This is a genomic window from Kribbella sp. NPDC006257, from assembly GCF_040613535.1.
Classification (GTDB): domain Bacteria; phylum Actinomycetota; class Actinomycetes; order Propionibacteriales; family Kribbellaceae; genus Kribbella.
In genome coordinates, this window is the sequence record NZ_JBEXSJ010000009.1 from 86,447 (window position 1) to 108,765 (window position 22,319).

General features: G+C 67.2%; 23 protein-coding genes. 13 read left to right on the plus strand and 10 right to left on the minus strand.

The window, feature by feature from the left end; all coding sequences use genetic code 11:
- Nucleotides 1–103: 103 nt before the first annotated feature.
- On the plus strand, nucleotides 104–1,345 hold the full coding sequence (locus ABZ004_RS13435) for a putative sulfate exporter family transporter (RefSeq protein WP_355680101.1): 1,242 nt from the start codon (nucleotides 104–106) through the stop codon (nucleotides 1,343–1,345).
- A gap of 54 nt (nucleotides 1,346–1,399) precedes the next feature.
- The gene (locus tag ABZ004_RS13440; protein ID WP_355680102.1) at nucleotides 1,400–2,017 is read left to right on the plus strand and encodes a class I SAM-dependent methyltransferase; all 618 of its coding nucleotides are present in this window, start codon (nucleotides 1,400–1,402) and stop codon (nucleotides 2,015–2,017) included.
- 123 nt (nucleotides 2,018–2,140) lie between these two features.
- Here the strand turns inward: ABZ004_RS13440 and ABZ004_RS13445 are convergent, their stop codons facing one another.
- The gene (locus tag ABZ004_RS13445) at nucleotides 2,141–3,973 is read right to left on the minus strand and encodes a sugar-binding domain-containing protein (RefSeq protein ID WP_355680103.1); all 1,833 of its coding nucleotides are present in this window, start codon (nucleotides 3,971–3,973) and stop codon (nucleotides 2,141–2,143) included.
- 267 nt (nucleotides 3,974–4,240) lie between these two features.
- Here ABZ004_RS13445 and ABZ004_RS13450 point away from each other — a divergent pair, with 267 nt between their 5' ends.
- On the plus strand, nucleotides 4,241–5,026 hold the full coding sequence (locus tag ABZ004_RS13450; protein ID WP_355680104.1) for an epoxide hydrolase N-terminal domain-containing protein: 786 nt from the start codon (nucleotides 4,241–4,243) through the stop codon (nucleotides 5,024–5,026).
- Here ABZ004_RS13450 and ABZ004_RS13455 read toward each other — a convergent pair.
- A complete protein-coding gene (locus ABZ004_RS13455) occupies nucleotides 5,012–5,881 on the minus strand; it encodes an amidohydrolase family protein (protein WP_355680105.1) in 870 nt (289 codons plus the stop codon). The genes ABZ004_RS13450 and ABZ004_RS13455 overlap by 15 nt on opposite strands.
- Nucleotides 5,882–5,940: 59 nt before the next feature.
- On the opposite strand from ABZ004_RS13455, the gene ABZ004_RS13460 reads away from it, so the two are divergent.
- The 3 genes from ABZ004_RS13460 to ABZ004_RS13470 are packed head-to-tail and all read left to right on the plus strand — an operon-like array spanning nucleotide 5,941 to nucleotide 7,681.
- Entirely contained in the window at nucleotides 5,941–6,324 is a 384-nt protein-coding gene (locus tag ABZ004_RS13460; RefSeq protein ID WP_355680106.1) for an ArsR family transcriptional regulator, read from the plus strand.
- Between the two features lie 2 nt (nucleotides 6,325–6,326).
- The gene (locus ABZ004_RS13465; RefSeq protein WP_355680107.1) at nucleotides 6,327–7,355 is read left to right on the plus strand and encodes a serine hydrolase domain-containing protein; all 1,029 of its coding nucleotides are present in this window, start codon (nucleotides 6,327–6,329) and stop codon (nucleotides 7,353–7,355) included.
- Nucleotides 7,355–7,681, plus strand: a complete 327-nt coding sequence (locus ABZ004_RS13470) for a hypothetical protein (protein WP_355680108.1) — start codon at nucleotides 7,355–7,357, stop codon at nucleotides 7,679–7,681. Before ABZ004_RS13465 ends, ABZ004_RS13470 begins: the two co-directional genes overlap by 1 nt.
- Here ABZ004_RS13470 and ABZ004_RS13475 read toward each other — a convergent pair.
- The 4 genes from ABZ004_RS13475 to ABZ004_RS13490 are packed head-to-tail and all read right to left on the minus strand — an operon-like array spanning nucleotide 7,673 to nucleotide 13,534.
- Nucleotides 7,673–8,911: a hypothetical protein gene (locus ABZ004_RS13475; RefSeq protein ID WP_355680109.1), complete on the minus strand. Its 1,239-nt coding sequence runs from the start codon at nucleotides 8,909–8,911 to the stop codon at nucleotides 7,673–7,675. The genes ABZ004_RS13470 and ABZ004_RS13475 overlap by 9 nt on opposite strands.
- A 13-nt stretch (nucleotides 8,912–8,924) precedes the next feature.
- Entirely contained in the window at nucleotides 8,925–9,671 is a 747-nt protein-coding gene (locus ABZ004_RS13480) for an alpha/beta hydrolase-fold protein (protein ID WP_355680110.1), read from the minus strand.
- Nucleotides 9,661–10,713, minus strand: coding sequence for an alpha/beta hydrolase-fold protein (locus ABZ004_RS13485; protein ID WP_355680111.1), 1,053 nt, complete (start codon nucleotides 10,711–10,713; stop codon nucleotides 9,661–9,663). Before ABZ004_RS13485 ends, ABZ004_RS13480 begins: the two co-directional genes overlap by 11 nt.
- A gap of 22 nt (nucleotides 10,714–10,735) precedes the next feature.
- Nucleotides 10,736–13,534, minus strand: a complete 2,799-nt coding sequence (locus ABZ004_RS13490) for an AAA family ATPase (protein ID WP_355680112.1) — start codon at nucleotides 13,532–13,534, stop codon at nucleotides 10,736–10,738.
- Between the two features lie 127 nt (nucleotides 13,535–13,661).
- On the opposite strand from ABZ004_RS13490, the gene ABZ004_RS13495 reads away from it, so the two are divergent.
- From ABZ004_RS13495 to ABZ004_RS13510, 4 genes are all read left to right on the plus strand, one after another.
- Nucleotides 13,662–14,231 (plus strand): dihydrofolate reductase family protein, encoded by a 570-nt coding sequence (locus ABZ004_RS13495; RefSeq protein WP_355680113.1) that lies wholly within the window; start codon nucleotides 13,662–13,664, stop codon nucleotides 14,229–14,231.
- A 16-nt stretch (nucleotides 14,232–14,247) separates the two neighbouring features.
- On the plus strand, nucleotides 14,248–14,829 hold the full coding sequence (locus tag ABZ004_RS13500) for a dihydrofolate reductase family protein (RefSeq protein WP_355680114.1): 582 nt from the start codon (nucleotides 14,248–14,250) through the stop codon (nucleotides 14,827–14,829).
- A gap of 73 nt (nucleotides 14,830–14,902) precedes the next feature.
- Nucleotides 14,903–15,028 (plus strand): hypothetical protein, encoded by a 126-nt coding sequence (locus ABZ004_RS13505; RefSeq protein WP_355680115.1) that lies wholly within the window; start codon nucleotides 14,903–14,905, stop codon nucleotides 15,026–15,028.
- A gap of 159 nt (nucleotides 15,029–15,187) precedes the next feature.
- A complete protein-coding gene (locus tag ABZ004_RS13510) occupies nucleotides 15,188–15,715 on the plus strand; it encodes a hypothetical protein (RefSeq protein WP_355680116.1) in 528 nt (175 codons plus the stop codon).
- 224 nt (nucleotides 15,716–15,939) lie between these two features.
- Here ABZ004_RS13510 and ABZ004_RS13515 read toward each other — a convergent pair whose 3' ends face one another.
- Nucleotides 15,940–16,677, minus strand: coding sequence for a response regulator transcription factor (locus ABZ004_RS13515; RefSeq protein ID WP_355680261.1), 738 nt, complete (start codon nucleotides 16,675–16,677; stop codon nucleotides 15,940–15,942).
- Complete coding sequence (locus tag ABZ004_RS13520; RefSeq protein WP_355680117.1) at nucleotides 16,674–18,011, minus strand: histidine kinase; 1,338 nt, start codon at nucleotides 18,009–18,011, stop codon at nucleotides 16,674–16,676. The genes ABZ004_RS13515 and ABZ004_RS13520 overlap by 4 nt, the downstream gene beginning before the upstream one ends.
- A gap of 215 nt (nucleotides 18,012–18,226) precedes the next feature.
- Between ABZ004_RS13520 and ABZ004_RS13525 the strand changes: the two genes are divergently transcribed.
- Together ABZ004_RS13525 and ABZ004_RS13530 are read left to right on the plus strand one after the other, a co-directional pair.
- Nucleotides 18,227–18,934, plus strand: a complete 708-nt coding sequence (locus ABZ004_RS13525) for a M15 family metallopeptidase (RefSeq protein ID WP_355680118.1) — start codon at nucleotides 18,227–18,229, stop codon at nucleotides 18,932–18,934.
- Between the two features lie 120 nt (nucleotides 18,935–19,054).
- Nucleotides 19,055–19,465 carry a hypothetical protein gene (locus ABZ004_RS13530; protein ID WP_355680119.1) on the plus strand — a complete coding sequence of 137 codons (411 nt, stop codon included), beginning with the start codon at nucleotides 19,055–19,057 and terminating at the stop codon, nucleotides 19,463–19,465.
- A gap of 3 nt (nucleotides 19,466–19,468) precedes the next feature.
- On the opposite strand, the gene ABZ004_RS13535 is transcribed toward ABZ004_RS13530, so the two are convergent.
- Both ABZ004_RS13535 and ABZ004_RS13540 read right to left on the minus strand, forming a co-directional pair.
- The gene (locus ABZ004_RS13535) at nucleotides 19,469–19,855 is read right to left on the minus strand and encodes a pilus assembly protein CpaE (RefSeq protein WP_355680120.1); all 387 of its coding nucleotides are present in this window, start codon (nucleotides 19,853–19,855) and stop codon (nucleotides 19,469–19,471) included.
- Nucleotides 19,856–19,898: 43 nt separating this feature from the next.
- Nucleotides 19,899–21,329, minus strand: a complete 1,431-nt coding sequence (locus ABZ004_RS13540) for an MFS transporter (protein ID WP_355680121.1) — start codon at nucleotides 21,327–21,329, stop codon at nucleotides 19,899–19,901.
- Between the two features lie 101 nt (nucleotides 21,330–21,430).
- On the opposite strand from ABZ004_RS13540, the gene ABZ004_RS13545 reads away from it, so the two are divergent.
- Complete coding sequence (locus tag ABZ004_RS13545) at nucleotides 21,431–22,279, plus strand: helix-turn-helix transcriptional regulator (protein ID WP_355680122.1); 849 nt, start codon at nucleotides 21,431–21,433, stop codon at nucleotides 22,277–22,279.
- Nucleotides 22,280–22,319 lie beyond the last annotated feature (40 nt).

The window sequence follows — 22,319 nt, forward strand, 5'->3', positions numbered from 1 at the left end:
CGTCAGCTCCCACGCTCCAGCGACGGCGCAGCTTGCCGTCTTGCCAAATGTCCGGTCATCTCTTAGCTTAAATGTGCGTACATTTACTCCGAGAGGCCCACCGATGCTGCACGTCGAGGTTAAGTCACCCAAGACCCACACCTCACACGCCACAACCCCTGCGGACAACACCGCTTCCGCGGAGCCCGGGATCGGTGAGCTCGAGCAGGCGGCGCTCGCGGACGGGACTGCTCCTGCGGAGCGCGGGGCTGCCGAGCTGGAGCAGGCGGCGCTCGCATCTGCGGAGCGGGCTTTGGTGTCGGGTGGGTGGGGTGCGCGAGTTGTCGGGCGGCTGCCGGGCGTGGCTGTGGTGCTGGTGTTGGCTGGCGTGGCTGTGCCGTTAGGGCGGGTGGTGCCGGTGGTTGGTGGGCCGGTGTTCGGGATCGTGCTTGGGGTTTTGGCGGGGGTGCTGGTGCCGGGGTTGCGGCGGGAGAGGCTGCGACCGGGGTACGACTTCGCGGCGAAGAATCTGCTGCAGTTGTCGATTGTTGTGCTTGGTACTGGGCTGTCGCTCCAGCAAGTCGTGCGGGTCGGCGGGAGTTCGTTGCCGGTCATGCTCGGCACGCTGACGGTCGCGCTGGGTGGGGCTTGGGTCTTCGGCCGGCTGCTCGGCGTACGGGGTGACACGCAGACGCTGATCGGAGTCGGTACGGCGATCTGCGGCGGCTCGGCGATCGCCGCTGCAACCGCCGCGATCGGGGCAAAACGCTCGTCGGTCGCCTATGCGCTCGCCACCATCTTCACCTTCAACGTAGTCGCCGTGCTGGCGTTCCCGCCCCTCGGCCACCTCCTCGGCCTCGGCCCCGAAGCATTCGGCTTGTGGGCCGGTACTGCGATCAACGACACCTCATCGGTAGTCGCGGCCGGCTACGCCTACTCCCAATCCGCCGGCGACCAAGCCCTGGTCGTCAAACTCACCCGCTCCATCACTCTCGTCCCCATAGTCCTAACCCTCGTCCTCCTGAAATCCCGCCGAGAAGCTCGTACGGCGAGCGTCGGGCAGGCTGGTGGTGTGGGGGCTCAGCCTCGGAAGTTGCCATGGCGGAAGTTGGTGCCCTTGTTTTTGGTGGGGTTTGTGGGGGCGGCGGGGCTTCGGAGTGCGGGCGTGGTGCCTGAGGGCTGGCAGGCGGGGCTGGCGTTGAGTGGGACGTTTTTGATTACGTGTGCGCTTGCTGCGATCGGGCTCTCGCTTCGGCCGGCTGAGCTCCGTGCTGCGGGGATCCGGCCGTTGCTTCTGGGGGCGATCCTCTGGATCGCGGTTGCTGCCGCGAGTCTGCTGCTCCAGTTGGTCACTCACACTCTCTGACCGAATCAGCGGGAGCGGCCTAGTCTCGCCTTAGCGAAACGATGGAGGCCGGCGATGGGCGTTTACAGCGAGCGGGTGTTGCCCCGCCTGATCAACTTTGCGTGTGGCGCCAAGTCGGCTCATCCGAACCGCGCCCGCGTGTGCGCCGATCTGTCCGGCGAGGTGGTCGAGATCGGCTTCGGGAGCGGGCACAACGTTCCGTTCTACCCGGCGGCAGTCACTCGCGTCGCAGCGGTCGAGCCTGCGGACCTCGCCTGGAAGCTTGCGGCCGAGCGAGTGGCTAAGAGCAGTGTGCCGATCGAACGGTCGGGTCTCGACGGGCAAGCGCTGCCGTACCCCGACGACACGTTCGACGCCGCCCTGTCGACCTGGTCGATGTGCACGATCCCTGACCTCGAAGCCGCGTTGTTGGAGCTACGGCGCGTACTCCGGCCAGGCGGCACCCTCCACTTCCTGGAGCACGGGTACGCGCCGGACGAGTCGGTGGTGCGCTGGCAGCGGAGACTCGAGCCGATCAACAAGCGGATCGTGGGCGGCTGTCATCTCACCCGGAAGATCGGCGACGCGGTGACGGCGGCCGGTTTCGAGATCGTGGAACTCGAGCAGTTCTACGAGGACGGCGCGCCGAAGGCGATGGGAGCGCTCAGTCGCGGAATCGCCACCTCGGCCTGAAGGATTCAACGGACGGCGCGACGTACGTCGTACTGGGTGGAACGTCCTGGGGGTCATCTGAAATGGGTGCGCCCAGTCGAGATCGGTGCCGCCGGGGTCAAACTTCCCCCCGACGGCACCCCTTTAGACCTCTAGAACCTCGAAGGCGGCCGGTCGGATTTGAGCAGCGCGGATTCGTTCCACGTCGAGCTTCACCGAACGGTCGAAGCGGTAGATCCCGTTCTCCTCCTGGAAGACGTCGGTCAACTGCGTGTAGCAATAGCCGAACATCAACGGGTTGTCGAGCAGCACATCGACCAGCCCGGTGAACCGGTCGTAGAACTCTGCCTCGTCCTTCACCCGTTGCCCATAACCCCAGGATTCGGTGTTGTCGTTCCCCGACGAGCTGGAGGCGGCGGTCGGATTCCACCAGATCCCACCGAACTCACTGCAGAAATAGGGCTGCCCCGCATACGCCAGCGAGATCGGCCGCTGCTCCGGCCCGGTGTTCCCGTACGGCGTACCGTCGGCGAGGCCGGCCATCTGCTTCCCGAACTCGACCGGGTCCTGCTCGTAGTTGTGCGAGTCCCAGACATCCGTCTCCGGCACGCGATGCGAGTACCCCGACGCGTCCAGCACCGGCCGCGAGGTGTCGGCCGCCTTGGTGGCAAGGAACATCGCGCGAGTGACGTCATCGAGCTGCGTGATCCGGTCGTGCAGCAGTTGATGCGTCTCGTTCATCGGGCACCAGCCGATGATCGACGGGTGGCTGTAGTCCCGCTCGACCGCCTCCAACCACTGGGTCACGAACGACGCCGTCGGCTGCTGGTTGTCGTCACCGGTACCGGCGACCCCCGCACCCCAGTCGCCGAACTCGCCCCAGACCAGATAACCCAGCCGATCCGCGTGGTACAGGAACCGCTCCTCGAAGACCTTCTGGTGCAACCGCGCCCCGTTGAACCCGGCCGCGAGACTCAGCTCGATGTCGGCCACCAGTGCCTCTTCCGAAGGAGCCGTCATCAGGCTCTCCGGCCAATACCCCTGATCCAGCACGAGTCGCTGGAAGACGTGCTTGCCGTTGATCAGGATCGCCTGGCCGTTGATCGACACCGAGCGTAACCCGGCATAGCTCTCGGCAGCGTCGATAATGTTGCCCTCGGCATCAACCAGCTCGAACCGTACGCCGTACAGGTGCGGATCCGTCGTGTCCCAGAGCCGAACCCGGTCAGCAGGAAGTTGCAGCACCAGGCGTGGCGCGAGATCCAGATCGGCCCGAACCTCGGCGGCGACAACCTCGCCGGCCTCGTCGGACACGATGGTCCGCACCTTCCAGCCGGCCTTGTTCGCCGAGACCGGCACGGAGATATGGAAGGCCGACCCAGCGACGTCGGGAGTGATTCGCGGTCGCAGCAGATGGACAGTCGGGACAGCTTCCAGCCAGACCGTCTGCCAGATCCCGGTCGTCCGCGTGTAGTGGCAATCCGCGTTGAAATACGGCTGACTCTGCTTCCCGCGAGCCTGTACGCCGTACCGGGTGTCGCGGGCGCGCACGACGATCACCGCCTCCTCGCCAGGCGATGCGACACCGCTCAGCGAGGCGCTGAACGGTGTGAAGCCGCCGCGGTGCCGGACCACCTCGACGCCGTTCACCCACACGGTCGCGTCGTGGTCGACGGCCTGGAAGTGCAGGACCGCCTCCCGGCCGGCCCAGTCGGCCGGGATGGTGACCGTGGTCCGGTACCAGACGGCTTCGAGGAAGTCGACGTTCTCGATCCCGGACAACTTCGACTCGGGCGCGAACGGGACGGTGATCCGCTGCAGCAGGTCGCGGTCGCGGACACCGCGCTCGAGGCCGGAGTCGGACCGGTCGAGCTCGAACTGCCACTCACCATTCAGGGTGAGCCAGTCGGGGCGGACGAACTGCGGCCGGGGATGCTCGGCGCGCGGGACGCCGGGCTGAGCGGGGGTGGCTGACATCGAGGGGCCTCCGATGCGGTGGAGTGCGCGGTCGCGACGACTTTACAACGTTGAAATCCGCTCAGCAATGGGTCGGCCGAGCCGCTGGACAGCGTTGTCAAGACTCTTCGAAAAACCTCGAATTGCAGCAACTTGCAACACCCCGGCGGACCGTTCCGGCCCGAAGGTCGTTAGAAAGGTATACAGAGCCGAACTGTCGGCTCGTCCGGCGCATCATCCTGGGGAAGTCGCGGGTTCGGAACGGGGAGAGGCGTGGAGGTCGTCAGGGTGGGAATCGAACGAACCGCGGAGGTCCGGCAGTTGCGGCTCCAGGTGCCGCAGGCCGAGCTGGAGTCGCTGTACCAGCGGCTCCGGACGTTCCGCGACAGCAGCGACTACATCGCGGCGGGACTGGACCGGATCGTCCCGGCCTCGTACGCCGACGAGCTGCTCGACTACTGGGTCGCCGGATACGACTGGCGGGAGCACGAGCGCCGGCTGAGCACCTACGACCACTACAGCACCGAGATCAGCGGCCAGTTCGTCCACTTCCTGCACCTGCGGTCCGCCAACCCCAATGCGACGCCGGCCCTGCTCACGCATGCCTGGCCGAGTGGCGTGATGGACGTGCTCGACTCAGCAGGCCGGCTGGAGGCGCGGGGCAGTCACCACCTGGTGATTCCGTCGATCGCGTGGACCGCGCTGGCCGGCCCGCCCGGTGGTTCACCGAGCCGGCGTACGGCGGCCGGCTGGGACGAGTTGATGAGCCGCCTCGGGTACGAGGAATACCAGGTCGGCGATGACGGGCAGGGGCTCGCGGCGACCCCGGCGTACACGGAAGTCACCGAAGCGCAGGCCGAGCAGCGCGGACTGGACGCGGCGGAGCTCGCCGAAGTGCGCTGGTTCAACGAGAACCTGACCGCGTTCAACGAGGGGCAGAAGATCTCCGCTCTGGTGCTGAGCACAGCGCTGCTGGCCTGGAATGCCCAGCTGGTCAACCTCGATCTCGACCGCGACGCCCTGCTGACCGGTCTCACGCTCGCCTGGTTCGCCGCTCAGCTACCGACCGAGTAGCCGGGCTCCGTTGTGGTGGCAGACGGCGCGCAGCCAGTCGTCGCCGAGGTCGAGGCGCTCCAGTGATTCCAGCTGGACGGCGTACTCGTAGGGGATGTTGGGGAAGTCCGACCCGAGCACGATCCGGTCCTGCAAGGCGGCCAGCCGCGGCTTGAGCGCCGGGTCGACCGGCATCATCGCCTCCGCGAACGGCGTGAACGCCATCGTGGTGTCCAGGTGCACGTTCGGATAGGTCTCGGCCAGCGCGAGATGCTCGGCGTACTCCGGCATGCCCAGGTGCGCGATCACCGCGGTGAGCCGCGGATGCCGGCGCACCACCTCACCGAACGGTCCCGGTCCGGTGTGACGACCGGGGATCGGCCCCGATCCACAGTGCACGACGACCGGTACGCCGGCCTCGGCCAGCTGGCCCCAGACCGCGTCGAGCTCGTCGTCGCGCGGATCGTAGTCACCGACCTGTACGTGCACCTTGAAGATCCGGGTGCCTGACTCGAGCGCCTCCTTCACGTACTGCGCGGCGCCGGGCTCGGGGTAGAACGTCCCGCTCCGGACACAGCCGGGTGTGGCGGCCGCGAAGTCGCGAGCCCACTGATTCAGCCAGGCAGCCATGTCCGGCTTGTGCGGATAGACGAGCGCGGGAAACCGCCGTACGCCGAGTGCGCGCAGCGTCTCCAGTCGCTCGGCGACAGTCGTCCGGTAGGTGATCGGCCAGGCCCGGCCGTAGTGCTCCTCGGCCTGGTCGAAGTAGGCCCAGACCGCATTCATCACGCCGTCCGGCAGGAAGTGCACGTGCACGTCCATCAGCCCGTCGATCCCCAGCCGCTGCCACCACGCGGGCACCTCGTCGTCGCGCACCTCGCCACTTTAGCGGTGAGGTACTTGCAATAGTTACGTAACTACGTACTATCCACAGTGTGGAAGAAGCTGTGGATAACCGGCTCGCAGCGCTGGAGCAGCGGATCGCCGCGCTCGAAGCAGCCGCTGCCGGCCGGCTTCGTCCACAGGCTGTCGATGGCGAGGAAGCTGTCCTGGAAGCGGACTGGACCGAGTGGGCCGGAGCACTCGCGGCCCTCGGGAACCCGGTCCGGCTGACCCTGTTGCAGCAGATCCTGCGCGGGACCAGCACAGTCAGCGGACTCAGTGCGGTCCAGGGTCTTGGCACGAGCGGGCAGATCTACCACCATCTCCGGCAGTTGACTGCGGAAGGCTGGTTGCACAGTCCAAGCCGCGGGGTCTTCGCTGTACCCCCGTCCCGGGTGGTCGCGCTGCTGGCGATCTTGGTGGCTTTGGAGAGGTGAGCATGAAATTCATCGCCGTACTACTGGCGATCGCGGTAGCCGCCGGCGGCTGGCTGGTCCGCCCACGCACGCTGGAACTCACGACAGCAAGGAGCGGTGATACGAAGCTGCAGGCCTTCATCGATCAGAACTACGAGGGCCCTGGGCATCGACTGGCCGTCGCGGTGATCGGCGACAACTCGATGGTGTTCGCCGGCCGCGGTGCCAACGAACACGGCCCGTTCGAGATCGGCTCCATCAGCAAGACGCTCACCGGATTCTTGCTGACAGACTCCGTACGCCGTGGCGAAGTGAAGCTGGATCAGCAAGTCGGGCAGCTGATCCCGCTCGGCGGCGCGAGCGTCGCCACCGCAACCCTCGAGGAACTCGCGACCCATACCTCCGGCCTGCCCAACACCTCGCACCAGCCACTCGTCGCCGCGCGATCGCTCGTGGCGAGCTGGTCCGCCGGCAATCCCTACCCGTACGACGTTGACCAGGTCGTCGACCAAGCCAAAGCTGCGGGAACCGGTGGACGCGGCAACCCGGCGTACTCCAATCTTGGTGCGGCACTGCTCGGTCAAGCTCTCGCACGCAAAGCAGGCAAGAGCTACTCGGAGGCCCTGACCGAGCGGGTCCTGTTGCCGCTGCAGATGAACGAGACGCATGTCCCGGCCACTGCTCCGGACGGCTACAGCTCAGGCGGGCGCAAGGAAGCTCCGTGGGTGCAGGACGGCTACGGCCCCGCCGGTGGTGTGGTGTCCACGTCGGGCGACCTGGCGTTGATGCTGCAAGCGTTGCTGCGGGGGTACTACGGCATCCAGGCGCTGGCGCCGCGGAAAGAGTTCGGTGACGGCGACCGGATCGGATTGTTCTGGCTCACCAGCCCACTGCCTGGAACGGACCGCAACATGGTCTGGCACGACGGGGGAACCGGCGGCTACCGGTCCTTCGTCGGCCTCGACCTGGAGCGGAAGCGGGCGGTCGTGGTGCTGTCCGATGTCGCAGCCTCCGTCGACGACTTCGGCACCAAGCTGCTGGCGGCCAACTGATGAGGACCGTCTTCCTGCTGGTCCTCGCGATCGGCTATCCGCTCGTCGCGGCTTGGCAGCTTCACCGCCGCAAGCTCCGCGACCGCCTCGACGCAGTACTGATCCTGCTGGCCGGCGTCCTCTTCCTGCTATTCGCCAGGGCGACCGTCAACTGGCAGGAGCTGCCGCCCTGGCTCTGGCTAGTCGGCCTAGCCTTGCTGGCCATCGACGTCGTACTGGCCGGCTGGGCCTGGGCAGACGTGCCCTGGAGCAGGTCCAGAGGGCGGCTGACCGCGGCAGCAATCCAACTAGCAATCGCCGCCGCGCTTGCAGTGGTTCTACTTTGACTGGTCGGAAGCCCAGAGGGCGGTGAGGCCGCGGAAGTGGGCTAGGAACTTCTCCTGCTCGTGGGCGGGGTAGGTAGCGGCGACCGTCTCGCGGAGGATGCGGTCGAAGTCGTCGCCTTGGACCCATTCGAGGAGCCGGGCGTCGAAGTCGGCCAGGTTCTCCGCGCACCACTCGGTGTACTTCGCGGTCTCGAAGTACTCGTCGGCCAGCGCCAGGTAGGCCTCGATCTTCGCGTCGTAGTCGAGCGACTCGTCGTCGGCGACCGCGAAGTACCGCTCGGTGTGCAGGTCGACCTTGGTCCGCCGGCCGGTCGCCAGCGAGAACACCGACCACTTCACCAGCGCGCCGATCGCCCACGGGAAGTAGTAGTGCAGCGAGGTGATCGCGACGTCCGGGCAGGCGTTCGCGTAGTCGATCGGATGCACCGAATCGCCGGCCACCAGCATCTCGCAGGAGTTGAACTCCCAGCCGAAGAACGCGTTCACGATCCGGCTGATCGCGACCGCCTGGTGGCCGGCCGACGGGCTGAGGAAGTCGTGCGAGACGGCGTACCGGTTGTGCATCGGCTCGTCCGGGCGGAAGTCCATCACCATCGTCTCGGCGCCGATCGACAGCGCCCGGGCGAACTTCTCGTACTCGACCGTCGCCTGCAGATGCATCAGCATCTCGCCGGATTCGTCGTACGCCGTGTGCAGGTCCTCGCGGTTGTTGATCCGGGACACCCCGCGCCAGCCGCCGCCGTCGAACGGCTTCATGTACATCGGGTAGCCGAGGTCGTCGGCGATCGCGTCCAGGTCGAACGGCTTGTTGTACTTCGCCGCCGTGTACGCCCAGCGCACGTTGTCGACCGGATTCTTGTACGGCACCAGCACGGTCCGCGGGATCTTCAGGCCGAGCCGGAGCATCGCGCAGTACGCGCTGTGCTTCTCCATCGACTGGAAGGTGAACGGCGAGTTGAGCAGGTACGTGCCGTTCATCAGCGCGGCCTTCTTCAGCCACTCGCGCGGGTGGTAGTACCAGTAGGCGAGCCGGTCGATCACCAGCCCGACCCGGACCGGGTCGTTCAGGTCGAACGGCTCGATCGACAGCCGCTCGGTGCTGAACTCGTGCGTGGTCCCGCCGCTGTCGGTCACCGGCCCGACTTTGCGTAGCAGCCCTTCGAACGCCTGCGGCCAGTCTTCTTCGGCGCCGAGCAACAACCCGATCAAATGCTGAGAGCGGTCAGCCATCAGTAGAGGCTCCTTAACAGAATCGGGGCAGGTGGTGGGCGAGTTGCTTGCGCCACCAAGGCCAGTCATGAGCTACGTCGTGACCCCACAGGTCCAGCTCGTGGGGAATGCCTTTGGAAGCCAGTACTGCGGACGTGGCGCGCGCGGACGGCAAGGAACCTGTCGGGTTCGTCTCCCAGTCACCCTGGCCGACCGTGAGCAGCAGGAACACCCGGTTGCGCAACCACTCGAGGTGATCGCCGTCCAGGTTGGGCAGGTAGTCGGCCGGGTTGTTGAAGTACGTCGCGTAGCCGCGCTCGCCCCAGGCGTGCCAGCTGGCCGCGTCGTAGTTGCCGGACTGGCAGATCGCGATCGGGAACAGGTCGGCCCGCTTCAGCGCGAAGTTCAACGCATGGAACGCACCCAGACTGCAGCCGGTGGTGATGATGTCCGACGCACCGGGCGTATCGCTGCCGATCGCCGGCACCACCTGCTCGAGGATCCACGACTCGAACAGCCCATGCCGCCGGGCTCGCTCCTCCAGCGGGATGCTGCGGTCGGACCAACTGACGTGATCGTAGGAGTCGACGCAGTACAGCTTGACCCGGCCCGCCTCGATCAGGTCCGCGACCGCACCGACCATGCCGTTGTTCTCGTAGTCCCAGGCACGGCCCTGCTCACTCGGGAAGACCAGCACGGGTCGCCCGTAGTGGCCGTACCGGATCAGTGTGCCCGGCCGGTCCAGCCCTGGGGCCTCCAGCTCGACCTGTTCACGTTCCATCAGCCTCACTCCAGGTGCGCCGCAGTAGACCCGTCAGACAGGGATCAAGCACATCACGCCAGGCGGTGAAATTGTGCATGTCCGGCGTTTCGTCGAAGGCTACGCGGAGACCGAGCGCAGTCAAGTGCGCGGCCATCACCCGGTTGTTGTGCACGTTCTCCTCCGGCGTCCCCGCGGTCATCGCGATCGCCGGCCGGCTCGGGGGCGCGGTTGCCGCGAGCACCTGGTTCACGAAACCGGTGACCTCGGCGTAGTACTCGAACTTCGACTCCTGCGGGTCGGTCGCCGTGGTGAAGAAGGAGCCGGACTGCAGGAAGAGTCCGTCGAAGGTGCCTGGGTGGTGCCATTCGGCGTACAGGGCGGCCAGTCCGCCGAGGCTGGCACCCATCAGCACCGGCCGCTTGCTCCGGTACTGCGAGGTGACCGCGGGCAGCACGTGCTGGGTGAGAGCTTCGGCGTACTGCGGGTTGGCGGCGTACCAGAGGTTCCGCGCGGTCGGCCGGATCAGCGCCAGCCGGAACGGCGGCAGGGTGCCGTCGGCAACCATCGCGCCGGCGTAGTGGGTCAGGCCGGCGTACGCCGCGAACTCGGGTCCGTCGTGCGAGAGCAGCAGCGGCAACTCGAAGCTCGGTGCGATCCCGGCCGGTGCCCAGACCTCGACGTCGATCGGTCCGACCGGCGTCGGGTCGACCGGCAGCGCGGTCAGCTCGGCCTCGATCGGCTCGATCGCGATCCAGCGCGGTTCGACGTACCCGGGCAGCGGCAGCCAGGAGTGCTCGCCGAATGCGCCACCGACGACCCGCGGGTTGGTCGGGTCGGTCCGCATGCCCTGGTAAGCGATGTCGAACAGGTACTCCATCCGGTGCGCCGAGGGCCGTGGCAACCGCAGCTCCCAGCCGTAGTCGACCGGCTTGAACTCCCGTTGCTCGGCCGCCAGACCGAGCTCCTCCCACAGCCGGACGCCGGTCAAGGCATGCTCGGGATCGCTGAGGCGGAACACCACCTCAGCGCCTTCGACCGCGCTCACGATTGCTTCGGGCATCAGACCACGGTACAGAACCCCGCTATTTCAGCCCGTGCTGGTGGGCGACCGCTGCAGCCTCGGTCCGGGTGGTCACGGAGAGTTTGGTGAGGATCCGTGCGACGTGCGTAGCGACCGTGTTCACCGAGATGAACAGCTCGTTCGCAATCTCCGCATTGGAACGCCCGAGCGCAAGCACCCGAAGCACCTGTACCTCCCGGGGCGTGAGGCCGAGCTGGGCGCCGGGTCCGACCTCTGGTTGCTCACCGGTCAGCTGAGCTCGTACTGCGAGCTGCTCGATCCGTCGGAGCAGCGGCTTTGCCCGCAGGCTCGTCGCCAGCGAGCGTGCCTCCCGTAGCCGTAACCGGGCGCCCGACTTGTTACTGGTGGAGAGCGCTACCTGCGCTGCCGTCGTCAGCGCCTCGGCCAGCTCGTACGGGTCTTCCAGCTCTCGCCAGAGCTCTGCGATCCGGTCCCACTCCTGCAGCGGCGCGCCCTGGCTCATCGCCTTGATAGCCAGCCGCAGAGCATCGGTGAGCCGTGTCCGTACCGGTTGCTTGTCGGTCAGCTCACACAGTTGCGCAATGCGTTCCTCGTGGCCTGCTCTCTTCGGGCCGGCCAGCAGGAGCCGGATTCCGGCCCGGGCCGCTACCAGGGGCTCCGCTCCGGCAACCGGCTCGGGCCGGGAGGCCAGGATCGCGTCCACCAGCTCATTGGTGTGCTGGAGGTCACCGCTCAGCAGCGCTCGTAGCGGTGACAGCGGCAGGAAGTTGCCGCGGATCATCTGTGCATCCGGGTAGCGCTGCAGGAAGGTGCTCGCCTCAGCGGCGATCTCGTCGTACCGGGCGAACTCGCCACGCTGCAGCAGCGCGTCGGCGGAGCCGATCTTGAGGAGCAGCGAGTACAGCGGCGGTGGCTCGTCGGCGATCGCGTCCTCGATCACTTCCAGTGCCTCGTCCCAGCGGCCGAGACCGATCAGTGCGCGCGCCCTGTTCGCCGCCAGCATGCTGCCGCGCGAGCGCGCGAGTCCTAACCGCTCGGCCTCGCGCTGACCGTTCTGCGCCAGCTCTGCCGCGGCTGCGTAGTAGCCGGCGAAAGTCAGGCTGGCGGCGTGCCACTGCATGGCGGTGAGATAGGTGTGGTGGTTATCTGCGGCCAGCGCGGCCTCGCGGGCTGCTTCGAACACGCTGGACGCACCTTCGACGTCACCGGCCAGTCCACGAGCGGCTGACACGGTCATCAGCGCGCGGGCCCGGCTCTCGTCGTCGTTGCCGGCGAACTCGAGTGCCGCCTCGGCCAGTTCGACGGCTGCCTTCCCCCCTCCGCCGCTCAACGCGATCACTGCCCACCAGGAAAGCAGCCGGGCCCGGGTGCGGTCGGCTATACCGGGCGGGACCAGAGCGACAGCCTCGCTCAGGTCTGCGTGTCCGCCACCACTCGCCTGTAGCTGCAGGGTTCCGCGCAGACCGAGAAGCTTGGCGACTCGCTCGGGCTCTTTGGCAGCGTCCAGGACTGCCAGCGCAGCCGTGCAATGTGCGATGCCCTCGGCGGCTTTGCCGGCTGCGTGGGCAGCGGCTGCGGCTCGTTCGAGCACTGTGATGTGGTCGAGCTCGTTCTCTGGCACCTGATCCCACAAGGCGAGGATCTGTTCCAGCAGGTGCAGCTGTACGTCGTACGCGTACTGCTGACCTGCGTGTTCGGCAGCACCCCAGGCAGCGGGCAGGGCAAGCTCCGGGCGCTCTGCTGCGATCCAGTGCTCGGCCAATGCTGCTGTTGCCTCGGGCTGGCCGGTGAGAGCCTCGGCGTACCGGGTGTGCAGGCGGCGGCGTTGGGCAGGGAGCAGTGCTTGGTAGACGGCTTCGCGGATGAGGTCGTGGCGGATCCAGTAGCCGTCGTCGCGGATCACGACCTGCTGCAGGTCGACCAGCGTCTTCAGTGCGGGTTGTAGATCGTCCTGATGCGCGACGGATTCGAGGAGGTCGTCCGGAACAGGGGTGCCGGCTACGGCGATCACTGCGAGCAGGTCGATGGCTGGGGCAGGCAGCTCGGAGATACGGTCGAGCAAGAGGTCGGTCAGGCCGGCAGTGGAGAAGCCGCCAACGCTCCGCAAGGCCTCGACGAACAGCGGGTTGCCGCCGGTGCGCTGGTGAACGCGATTGCTCCTGGCGGGATCGGCTAGCTGGCCGTCGAGGGCAGTCAGCAGTTCTCTGACGTCCTTCTTGTTCAGCGGGGGCAGGGGAATCTGTACGACGTCCGCCCGCCGACCCAGTTCCGCCAGCAACCTGCGGCCGGGAACGGGTTCATCGGTGCGCACCGTGCCGATCAGGAGCACTGGGTGGCTGCCGAGGTTTCTGGCCAGGTAGGCGAGTAGCTCCCGGCTGGACGTGTCGGCCCAGTGCAGGTCCTCCACCACGATCACCACCGGGCGCTCCTCGGAGACGCGGGTGACCAGGGTCAGAAACTCTTCCAGCAACTGGACCCGACTGTGCGGTACGCCAGCGGGCGCGTAGCCAGGCAACCAGCTCGCCAGACTCGACGTAGCCAGCGGCAGCAACTCGTCCACTCGCTCCCGCCCGACCTGGCGGACAAGGTCCCGCAGTACCGCCACGAATGGCACGTACGGCGCACTGTCGGCACCCAGTTCCAGACAGCCACCCGTCAGCACCATTGCGTGCTTCAGCTCGGCAGTGACAGCTGCAATCAGCCGGGACTTGCCGATGCCGGCCTCGCCGGAGACCAGAACCGTGACTGCCTCGCCCCGCCGGCAGCGCTCGTACGCCGCAAGCAGCGTCTCCTGCTCGGTAGCGCGACCGACCAGGACCGGACTCACCGACGACGGCACTGGAGTCCCCCTCCCTGATCACCGGACCGCGATATCACCAGATCTGACGACGACGGCCGAGGGGCGGATCGGCGACGCTCGTCGCAGGCTACCGGCCGACAGGGCCGACGATCCGAGGAGGCGGAGGATGCGCAAACTGATTCTGGTCAGCAACATGACGCTGGACGGCGCGATCGCCGGGCCGGCCGGCGAGCTGGACTGGATGACGACGGACCACCAGCTGAACATCGAGTTCACCGAACAACTCCGGGCCGAGGTCGACACGATGGTCGCCGGCCGGAAGGCGTACCACCAGCTGAACGAGGCATTCTCGACGCAAAGGAACCATCCGGACAGTCCGCCGGAGCTGGTCGACTTCGCGACCTGGATGGTGGAGACGCCGAAGATCGTCTTCTCCCGGACCCTGACCGGGCTGCTGTCGCCGAAGGACCGGCTGGCGACCGCGGACATCCCGGCCGAGATGAAGGCGGTCAAGGAGACCGAGGGGAAGGGGCTCGTGCTCTTCGGTGGGGTCGAGACCGTCCAGCAGTTCGTCCGGCACGGTGTCGTCGACGAGTACTGGCTGAAGGTCTACCCGGTTGCCCTAGGCAACGGTCAGCCGTTGTTCACCGATCTGCTGCAGCGGACCGGCCTCGAGCTCACCGACTCGAAGGCCTACGACTCCGGCATCCTCACCCTGCGCTACGTACCCGCCTGATCACCAAGGAGAAGTCATGCGAAACCTCAAGATCGTCGAACACATGTCGCTCGACGGCGTGATCCAGAACTCCACCGACAACGACGACTTCCCCTTCCACGACTGGACCGCGCCCTACCGGTCCGCCGAGGCAGGCGCCGCGGTGTTCGAGGCACACGGCGACCGCTTCGATCTGTTGCTCGGCCGGCTCACCTACGACCTCTGGTCGGAGATCTTCCCGGAGATGCCGAGCAATCCGGTCGCGGATCGGATCAACGCGGCCACCAAGTTCGTCGTGACCAACCGCCCGGACAGCCTCGCGTGGGGTCCGGTGGAGAGCGTCGGCACCGACATCGCCGAAGGCGTTCGGCGGATCAAGGCCCAGGACGGCCCCAACCTCGTCCTCTCCGGCAGCTCCACCCTGACCTCCACGCTGCTCGACCACGGCCTCGCAGACGAGATCCTCCTGATCACCTACCCAGTCCTCCTGGGCACAGGCAAACGCCTCTTCGCAGAAGGCACCCCAGCCCAGACCTACGACCTGGTCGCCACCACAGCCCTCCCGTCCGGCCTCACCCTCACCAGCTACAAGCCCGCCGGCCCTCTGAAGACCGCCTAGTACGACGAAGCGCCGCCAGGAGACCTGGCGGCGCTCGCGTACGTCGTACTAGCTTGGATGAAACTGTCTGCAGGTGAGGGGAACGGCTGTGGTGGACCTGGCGGATATCCGGGCGGTGACGGAAGGATTGCCTCGCAGCTATGAGGTCGTCGTGCGCGACCGGATCAAATTCCGGGTCGGCCAGATCGTGTATCTATAAGTTCCTGCCGCCCAGCAAGTCCGACGAGCGCTTCCGCTGGATCGAGGTCAACCTCGCCGCCCTCGACAAAACCGAACTCCGCGAACTGATCCTCGACGCCTGGCGCATGTGCGTCCCCAAAAAAGTCGCCGCCGAATACCTCGTGAATAATTGAACTCCATGGACATTCTCTGGGTGGGCGGCCCCGCTGCGGCAGGCAAGACGACGATAAGCCGGCTACTCGCCCAGAAGCACGGGCTTCTCTACTACAGCGTTGACGCTCACGCGCGCGACCACGAGCGGCGCGCGGCTGCAGCCGGTCTCCATGTCCTCGGCAACGGTCCGGGCGACTTCGACCGCCGCCCGATGATCCTGGAAGACCTCAACGCACTGAACCCGAAGACAGCGGCGGTGGTCGAAGGTGCCGCAGTCACCCCCGAGATGGCCGGCGTCGGCGAGAACGCTGTCTGGTTGATGCCGTCCAGCGGGGAACAGCTCGCCAGACTCGAGCGCAGGCACCCCGAAGGCATCCACCACGGCCTCACCTGGGGCTGGAACCTGATCCGCGGCCAGCTAGAGGGAACCGCCGCCACCGTCATCACCGTCGACGGCCAAACCGTCGACCAGACCCTCACAGCCGTCGAGCAGGCCTTCATCAAGCTTCTACCGAGTGCTGAGAGTGAAGAGGCAGGGGCGCAGGGCAACTAAATGGCGGGTTGTCATCCCTGGGGATGAGAGGGGGTGCGTCCGGGGGCGACTTGTGTCACTGGGGAACCGTTCCTGGGGAGGATGGGTGGCGGGCCCCGGGCAGGCACGCTGGAAGGTATGACCGGGGACTTCTTGCCACAGCGCCGCCAGGCGTCGCTTCTCACTCAGCTCTTGACCGTGATCGTGCTCATCGCCGTCGCCGTAGGCGCCATCTACATCCTGAGCTAGGCGTCCCAGTTGACGTCGGCTTCGCCGGGGCGGACCACACCCGCCTCGTAGGCGACCACGACAGCCTGGACCCGGCTGGACAAGCCGAGCTTCGAGAGCACGTTGCTGACGTGGGTTTTCACCGTCGTCTCGCTGACGAAGAGCTTCGCAGCGAGATCGCGGTTCGACAGCCCGCGCGCCATCCAGACCAGGATCTCCCGCTCGCGATCACTCAACTGCGCCAGCGCTCCCGCCCACCGCGCGTCCGGCAGAGCCGCCGGCGCAGGCTCCTCGCCACCCACCCGCCGCTCCAGCTCCACGCAACGCTCCAGCAAGACCCGCGTCGACGCCGGATCCACCAGCGAATCGCCGCGATGCACAGCCCGTACTGCGGACACCAGCAGATCCGGATCGGTGTCCTTCAGCAAGAACCCCGAAGCCCCGGCCCGTACGGCGCTGAGCACGTACGCCTCGTCGTCAAACGTCGTCAGCACCAGTACGGCGGGCCGGTGGCGACCCGACTCCTTCGCCGCCCGGGTGATCCGCTCGGTCGCGACCAGCCCGTCCATCACCGGCATCCGGATGTCCATCAGCACCACGTCCGGGTCGTACTGCTCGATCAGCCGGAGCGCCTCCTCGCCGTCGCCGGCCTGCGCGACCGTGGTCAGGTCGGGCTCGTGATCGAGGATCATCGCCAGCCCCATCCGGATCACGCCCTGGTCGTCGGCGACCAGGACCCGGATCTGTTCCGTCACCTCTGTGGCGGCAACCATGCCTGCACTCTCCATCCACCCAGTGGTCCGGCGGCCACGGCGAGGGTGCCGCCGACCGCTTGTGCTCGTTCCCGCATCCCGATCAGGCCGTTGCCCCGGCCGCTCTCGTTCCGCCGGGCGGTCTCCAGCGCGTTCACCGGCGGCGGTCCGCCGCTGCCGTTGTCGTCGATGGTCAGCAATTCACCCTGTACCCCGCTCTGCCAGCTGACCTGGGCCGCGGTCGCCTTGGCGTGCACCATCACGTTGGTGAGCGCTTCCTGAATGATCCGTACGGCGGTCAGATCGGTCGCCGAGGTCAGTTGCCGCCTGGTCGGCAGGTCCATCGTCACCTCGACGCCGACCGCCTTCAGCCGGTCACCCATCCGGGCAACGTCCGACAGGTCGGGCACCGGCGCGGTCTCGGCGCCACTGCTGGAGGACGCGGTGTTCAGCACCCGGACCGTCTCCCGCATCGCGGTCAGCGCTTCCTTGCCGCTGCCGATGATCCAGCGAACCGCCTCCCGGAGCGCCTCCGGGTTGCGATCCGCCACCCGGTCCGCAGCCTGGGCACGGATCACCACTGCGCTCATGTGATGGGAGACCACGTCGTGCAGATCCCGCGCGATCCGGGTCCGCTCCGCAGCCGCGGCCCGCTCGGCCTCGACCGTGCGGAGTCTGATCAGGGCGGCGTTGCGCTGCTCGAGCACCAGCAGCGTCTTCCGGCGGCGCAGCGCGTTCGTGCCGAGCAGCACCATCCCGCAGATCAGCGCCTCGGCGAAGACGAAGAGGGAGACATCGATATAGCCGTACAGACTGGAGAGGTCGGTCGGCAGGTTCTTGTACCGGGGGCCGTAGTGGGTGATGTCAGGTCTCTTGTTCAGCACGATGGCGACCAGCGCCGGCAGGCAGATCATCAGGGCGAACAGGCTGCCCATACTGAAGAAGAGCGTCGTGGACCGCCGTACGCCGCTCGACGCCGCCAGATAGCCGACCACCAGCAGTGGGACGAGATGCAGCTCGGACTGCAGCGCCGCATCGCTGATCGCGGGCGCCCGGAAGATGTCCAGTCCGATCTGCTCGGCGAGCCCGGTCTCGGCCGATGCGTACACCAGCGGGTAGCAGACGGAGACGAAGACGAGGGTGATGCGTGGGATCGTCCGGACCATCGCCACGGTCAGTACCAGGAAGATCCCGGTGACCACGGAGACACTCGGGTTCTTCGGCCGCAGGTCGCTGTGATTGATCAGCGCCAGCCCGCCGAACCAGCCGATGGCGATCGCCACGGCCAGCAGGAGGTCCTGCTGCACCGACGACAACCGTCGCCAGAAGTTCAACACCCGACTAACCCTTCGACGACTCGCTCGGCACACGTGCTTCTTTGCTCAGAGTAGTCGTGGTGAACAATTGACGACTCCTGCGCCCGGACCGGCAGTTTCTCCAACTTTCGGAGGAGATCTGGCGTCCGACCCCCTACCAAGGTCCGACTTCTGGCCACTGAGGACGGTCCCTGGGGCCGATGTGGCGACCGTGCTGAACCGAGAGGCTGTACCCCATGACCAACGAGCTGCCGCCGCGCTCCACGTCCACGCAGCGACCCCGGTTGCTGTCAGTGATCGGAGCTGCCGTCGCGGTGCTCGCGGTGGGGTCGCTGCTGATCTGGCATTCCCAGCTCGGTGAGCTGTTCGACGGCGACTCGGCCGCGGACAAGCAGCCGGTCGTCGCGGGATCCGGTGCCATCGGCAACAAACCGCCCGCGGTCGAGACCAGCGTCACGCTGCCGCCCGGCCCGAAGCCGACGCACCAGCCGTCCCATAAGCCGACCAAGCCGAAGCCCCCGGTCGCGCCGAAGAGCACCGGTACGAAGTACTCCGAGGAGAGCGACCTCGGCCTCACCCCGAAGCTACGGTCCCGCCTGCGCAAGGCGACGGCCGCAGCCAAGCAGGACGGGATCACGATCAGCATCACCTCCGGCCGGCGCAGTGTCGCCAAGCAGAACCAGCTGCTGAAGGAGGCGATCGTGAAGTACGGCTCGTACCGCGAAGCGATCAAGTGGGTGCTGCCGCCGGAGAAGTCCGCGCACGTCAAGGGCAGAGCCGTCGACATCGGCCCACGGGCCGCGATGACCTGGCTGGAGAAGAACGGCTGGCGGTACGGACTCTGCCGCCGCTACGACAACGAGCCCTGGCATTTCGAGGCGCTCACCACCCCAGGCAACCGCTGCCCGGCGCTGCAGGTCAGCGGCGCCGCCGAGGCCGGCTGATCCCGATGACCACCAGCGCCGCCGAGTCGGGCTGATCCCGGTGACGACCCACCACCGCCCGGATCCCGGCAGCCCGACCCAGATCGCACCCGCCAGACACACCACCAGGAGCGCAGACAGATGACGACATATGCCCCCATGATCACCCGTGGATCCACCCGGAGCCGCCGGCCCGTAGTACCGGCGTTGTGGCGGCAGGTGGTGCGCGGTGCAGACCTCGACCACGCGGCCGCGAAGGGAGACGATCGAAGCGTGCACCCCGGAGCGATCGAGCCGGACCGGTCGGCGTACACGCAGCTGGAGATCTACGAAGGCCTGCTGCGTGCCTTCGACCGGCGGTCCGAGGTGCTCGAGGCGATCGCCGGAGCGCCCGACCGGGACGCCGCCGTACGCCGGGTCCGCGAACTCCTGGACGTCACGCATCTGCAGGCGACCGCTGTTCTCGACACCCAGCTGCAGCGGTTCGTCGCCGGCTCCCGTGAGCGCATTGCACTCCGCGCTGCCGAGCTACGCAACGCCCTGATCCGCTGAATTTCAGCCGTTCAGCAGGTCCAATAGAGCTTCCGCGTAAGCCTGTTCGGCGTCTTCGGACACGTAGGTTCCGTCCGTTGTCTCCACCGCGAAACCTTCGGGCACGGCCGCCAGCTTCCGGAAGCGGGAGCCGAGCAGCGCACGGAGCTGTTCCTCGCGCGGTAGCCAGATCACCTCACGCTGCTCGATGCTGTCGAGCGCCCATTCGGTGGTCCCGTTGAACCCGATCACCTTGCCGCCGGGATAGTCGTGCACCTCGACGGTCATGTCGCTGACCACGAACACGTCGTCGTCCATCTCCCGGTCGGGCACCACGAACCGGTCTCCGGCGCCCGGCACCCAGAGCGCCCCGGCCTTACGCAACCGCCTCGCCTGCTCAACCGTGATCACGCTTCCATACTCCCCACCCACACCAACTCCCGCACGCTCCGTCTCACGCAGCGAGCTTCGCGCGGGTCGCCAGCACCCCGGCCGTGGCGATCAGGGCAGCGATCACCGCGATGGTCCAGGCCAGTGCATCGCCCGAACCGGGCAGCGCCGAGGACAGCGACAAGAAGATAGACCCGACCAGCGCGGCACCGACCGCGAGCGAGGACTGCTGGATGGTCACCATCAACCCGCTGCCGACGCCCGCGAACTCACCCGGTACGCCGGACAGCACGACCCGGAACATCACCGGGAGCTGGCTGCCGGTACCGATTCCGGTCAGCACCATTCCCGGCAGCAGCATGAGCGGGGTGAGGTGCTCCCACCCACGCAGTACGACGAAAGCCAGTACTGCGAGTCCGGCGATCTGAATGAGACCGCCGCCGATCAGCACTCGCGTCCCGAACCGGTTGACCAGTCGTGGACCGAGCAGTGATGCCGTCAGATGGCCGACCGCCAACGGCGTCAGGGTGAGCCCTGCCTCGACAGGCCCGAGGTGGAGTCCTTGCTGCAGAGCGATCGCGAAGACGAACATGAACCCGCCGAACCCGATCGAGAACGGCACGATCAGCACCAGCCCGGTCCGTACTGCGCGGACGGCGAGAAGCCTTGTGGGCAAGAGCGGAAGCACTCCGCGCGACTCCTTCGACCGCTCCACCCTGATGAGCAGGTAGGCGGCAACCGGCACGGCGGCGAGGCTGATCCAGGACCAGACGGGCCAGCCCGCGGCACGCCCTTCGCTCAACGGGATCAGCAACAGCACCAGCATCAAGCTGAACAACAGCGTTCCCGCCCGATCGACCGGCGCAGGCTTGGCGGCCCGCGTGTTCGGCACGGTGCGCGCGGTCAGCCACAACGTCACGAGACCGAGCGGCACGTTCACCAGGAACACGGTTCGCCAGCCGAAGCCGGCGAAGTCTGCACCGACCAGCAAACCGCCGAGCACCTGGCCGATCACCATCGCCAGGCCCGCCACCGCGCCGTACAGGCCGACGGCCCGGTTCCGGCGCTCCGCGGTCGTTGCGGTCTGGATGGTGGCCAGGACCTGGGGATTCAGCAGTGCGGCCGAGGCGCCTTGCGCGATCCGGCCGATCACCAGCACGAGGGCCGTCGGCGCGAGACCGCAGGCCAGCGAGGTCAGGATGAAGGCGGCCATCCCGATCAGCAGCATCCGGCGCCGGCCGAGGGCGTCACCGAGTCGCCCGCCGACGACGAGCAGTACGGCGTACGCGACGCCGTAGCCGGCGATGATGAGTTCGAGCAGTGCCGGACCGGCCGCGAGATCGGTGTCGATCGCGGGCAGTGCGACGTTGACGATGAAGAAGTCGAGGATCGGCAGCGATCCGGACAGCAGGAGTGCGAGCAGTCCGATCGCGCTCAGCGGCCCGGTGGGGACCGCGGTGGCGGGCCGGGCGGTGGCTTCGAGCTGTGAGGTCATGAGTACCACGATCAGGCGGTGCTCAGCCTGGTACCAGTGTCTCCTTATCCTGGTAGAAATTCCACCTGGTACCGGTTTGAAGCCGGTGCGATCCTGGTGGCATGAACGCTAGCGACCATCCGCGCCGGGACGAGTTGGCCACCTTCCTGCGCAGCCGCCGGGAGCGCCTCACCCCGGAGGACGTCGGTCTGCCGGCCGGCCGCCGACGCCGTACGCCGGGATTGCGGCGCGAGGAGGTCGCGCAGCTGGCCGCGATCGGGGTCACCTGGTACACCTGGCTCGAGCAGGCCCGCGACATCCAGGTCTCCGCCGAGGTGCTCGACGCGATCGCCCGGACGCTACGGCTGGACCGCTCCGAGCGGACCCATCTCTTCCGGCTGGCCGGGTCCATCGATCCGACCCCGGCGAACAGCTACAGCCCGGTCACCGCGGCGATCCGGCTGATGCTCACCCAGCTCGAGCCGTTCCCGGCCAGCCTGCAGAACGGGCGACTCGACGTACTGGCCTACAACCGCGCGTTCGGCCGGCTGTTCTGCGACCTGGACCGGATTCCGGCCGAGGACCGCAACATGATCTTGCTGGCCTTCACCAACGAGCAGACCCGGGCGACGATGGTCGACCTCGAGGCGACGTTGCGGGTGATGGCGGCGAAGTTCCGCGCCTCGATGACGGCCGGGTTGGGCGACCCGGCCTGGAAGGCGCTCCTGAACCGGCTGCAGACCGAGTCCGCGGAGTTCCGTGAGTTGTGGGAACGCCACGAGGTGATGACTCCGACCACCGCGACCAAGCACTACGACCATCCGGAGATCGGTGAACTCCGCCTGCTCGCCACCAACCTGTGGCAGCAACCGAATGCGGACAGTGCGCACCTAGTCGTCTACGCACCCGCCGACGAAGCCACCGCCGCCAAACTGCCGTCACTGATCCGCGAACCAATCCCGGCCGGCTGATCAGCCCGCGACCGAACGCCAGTACTGCGCCCCCATCCAT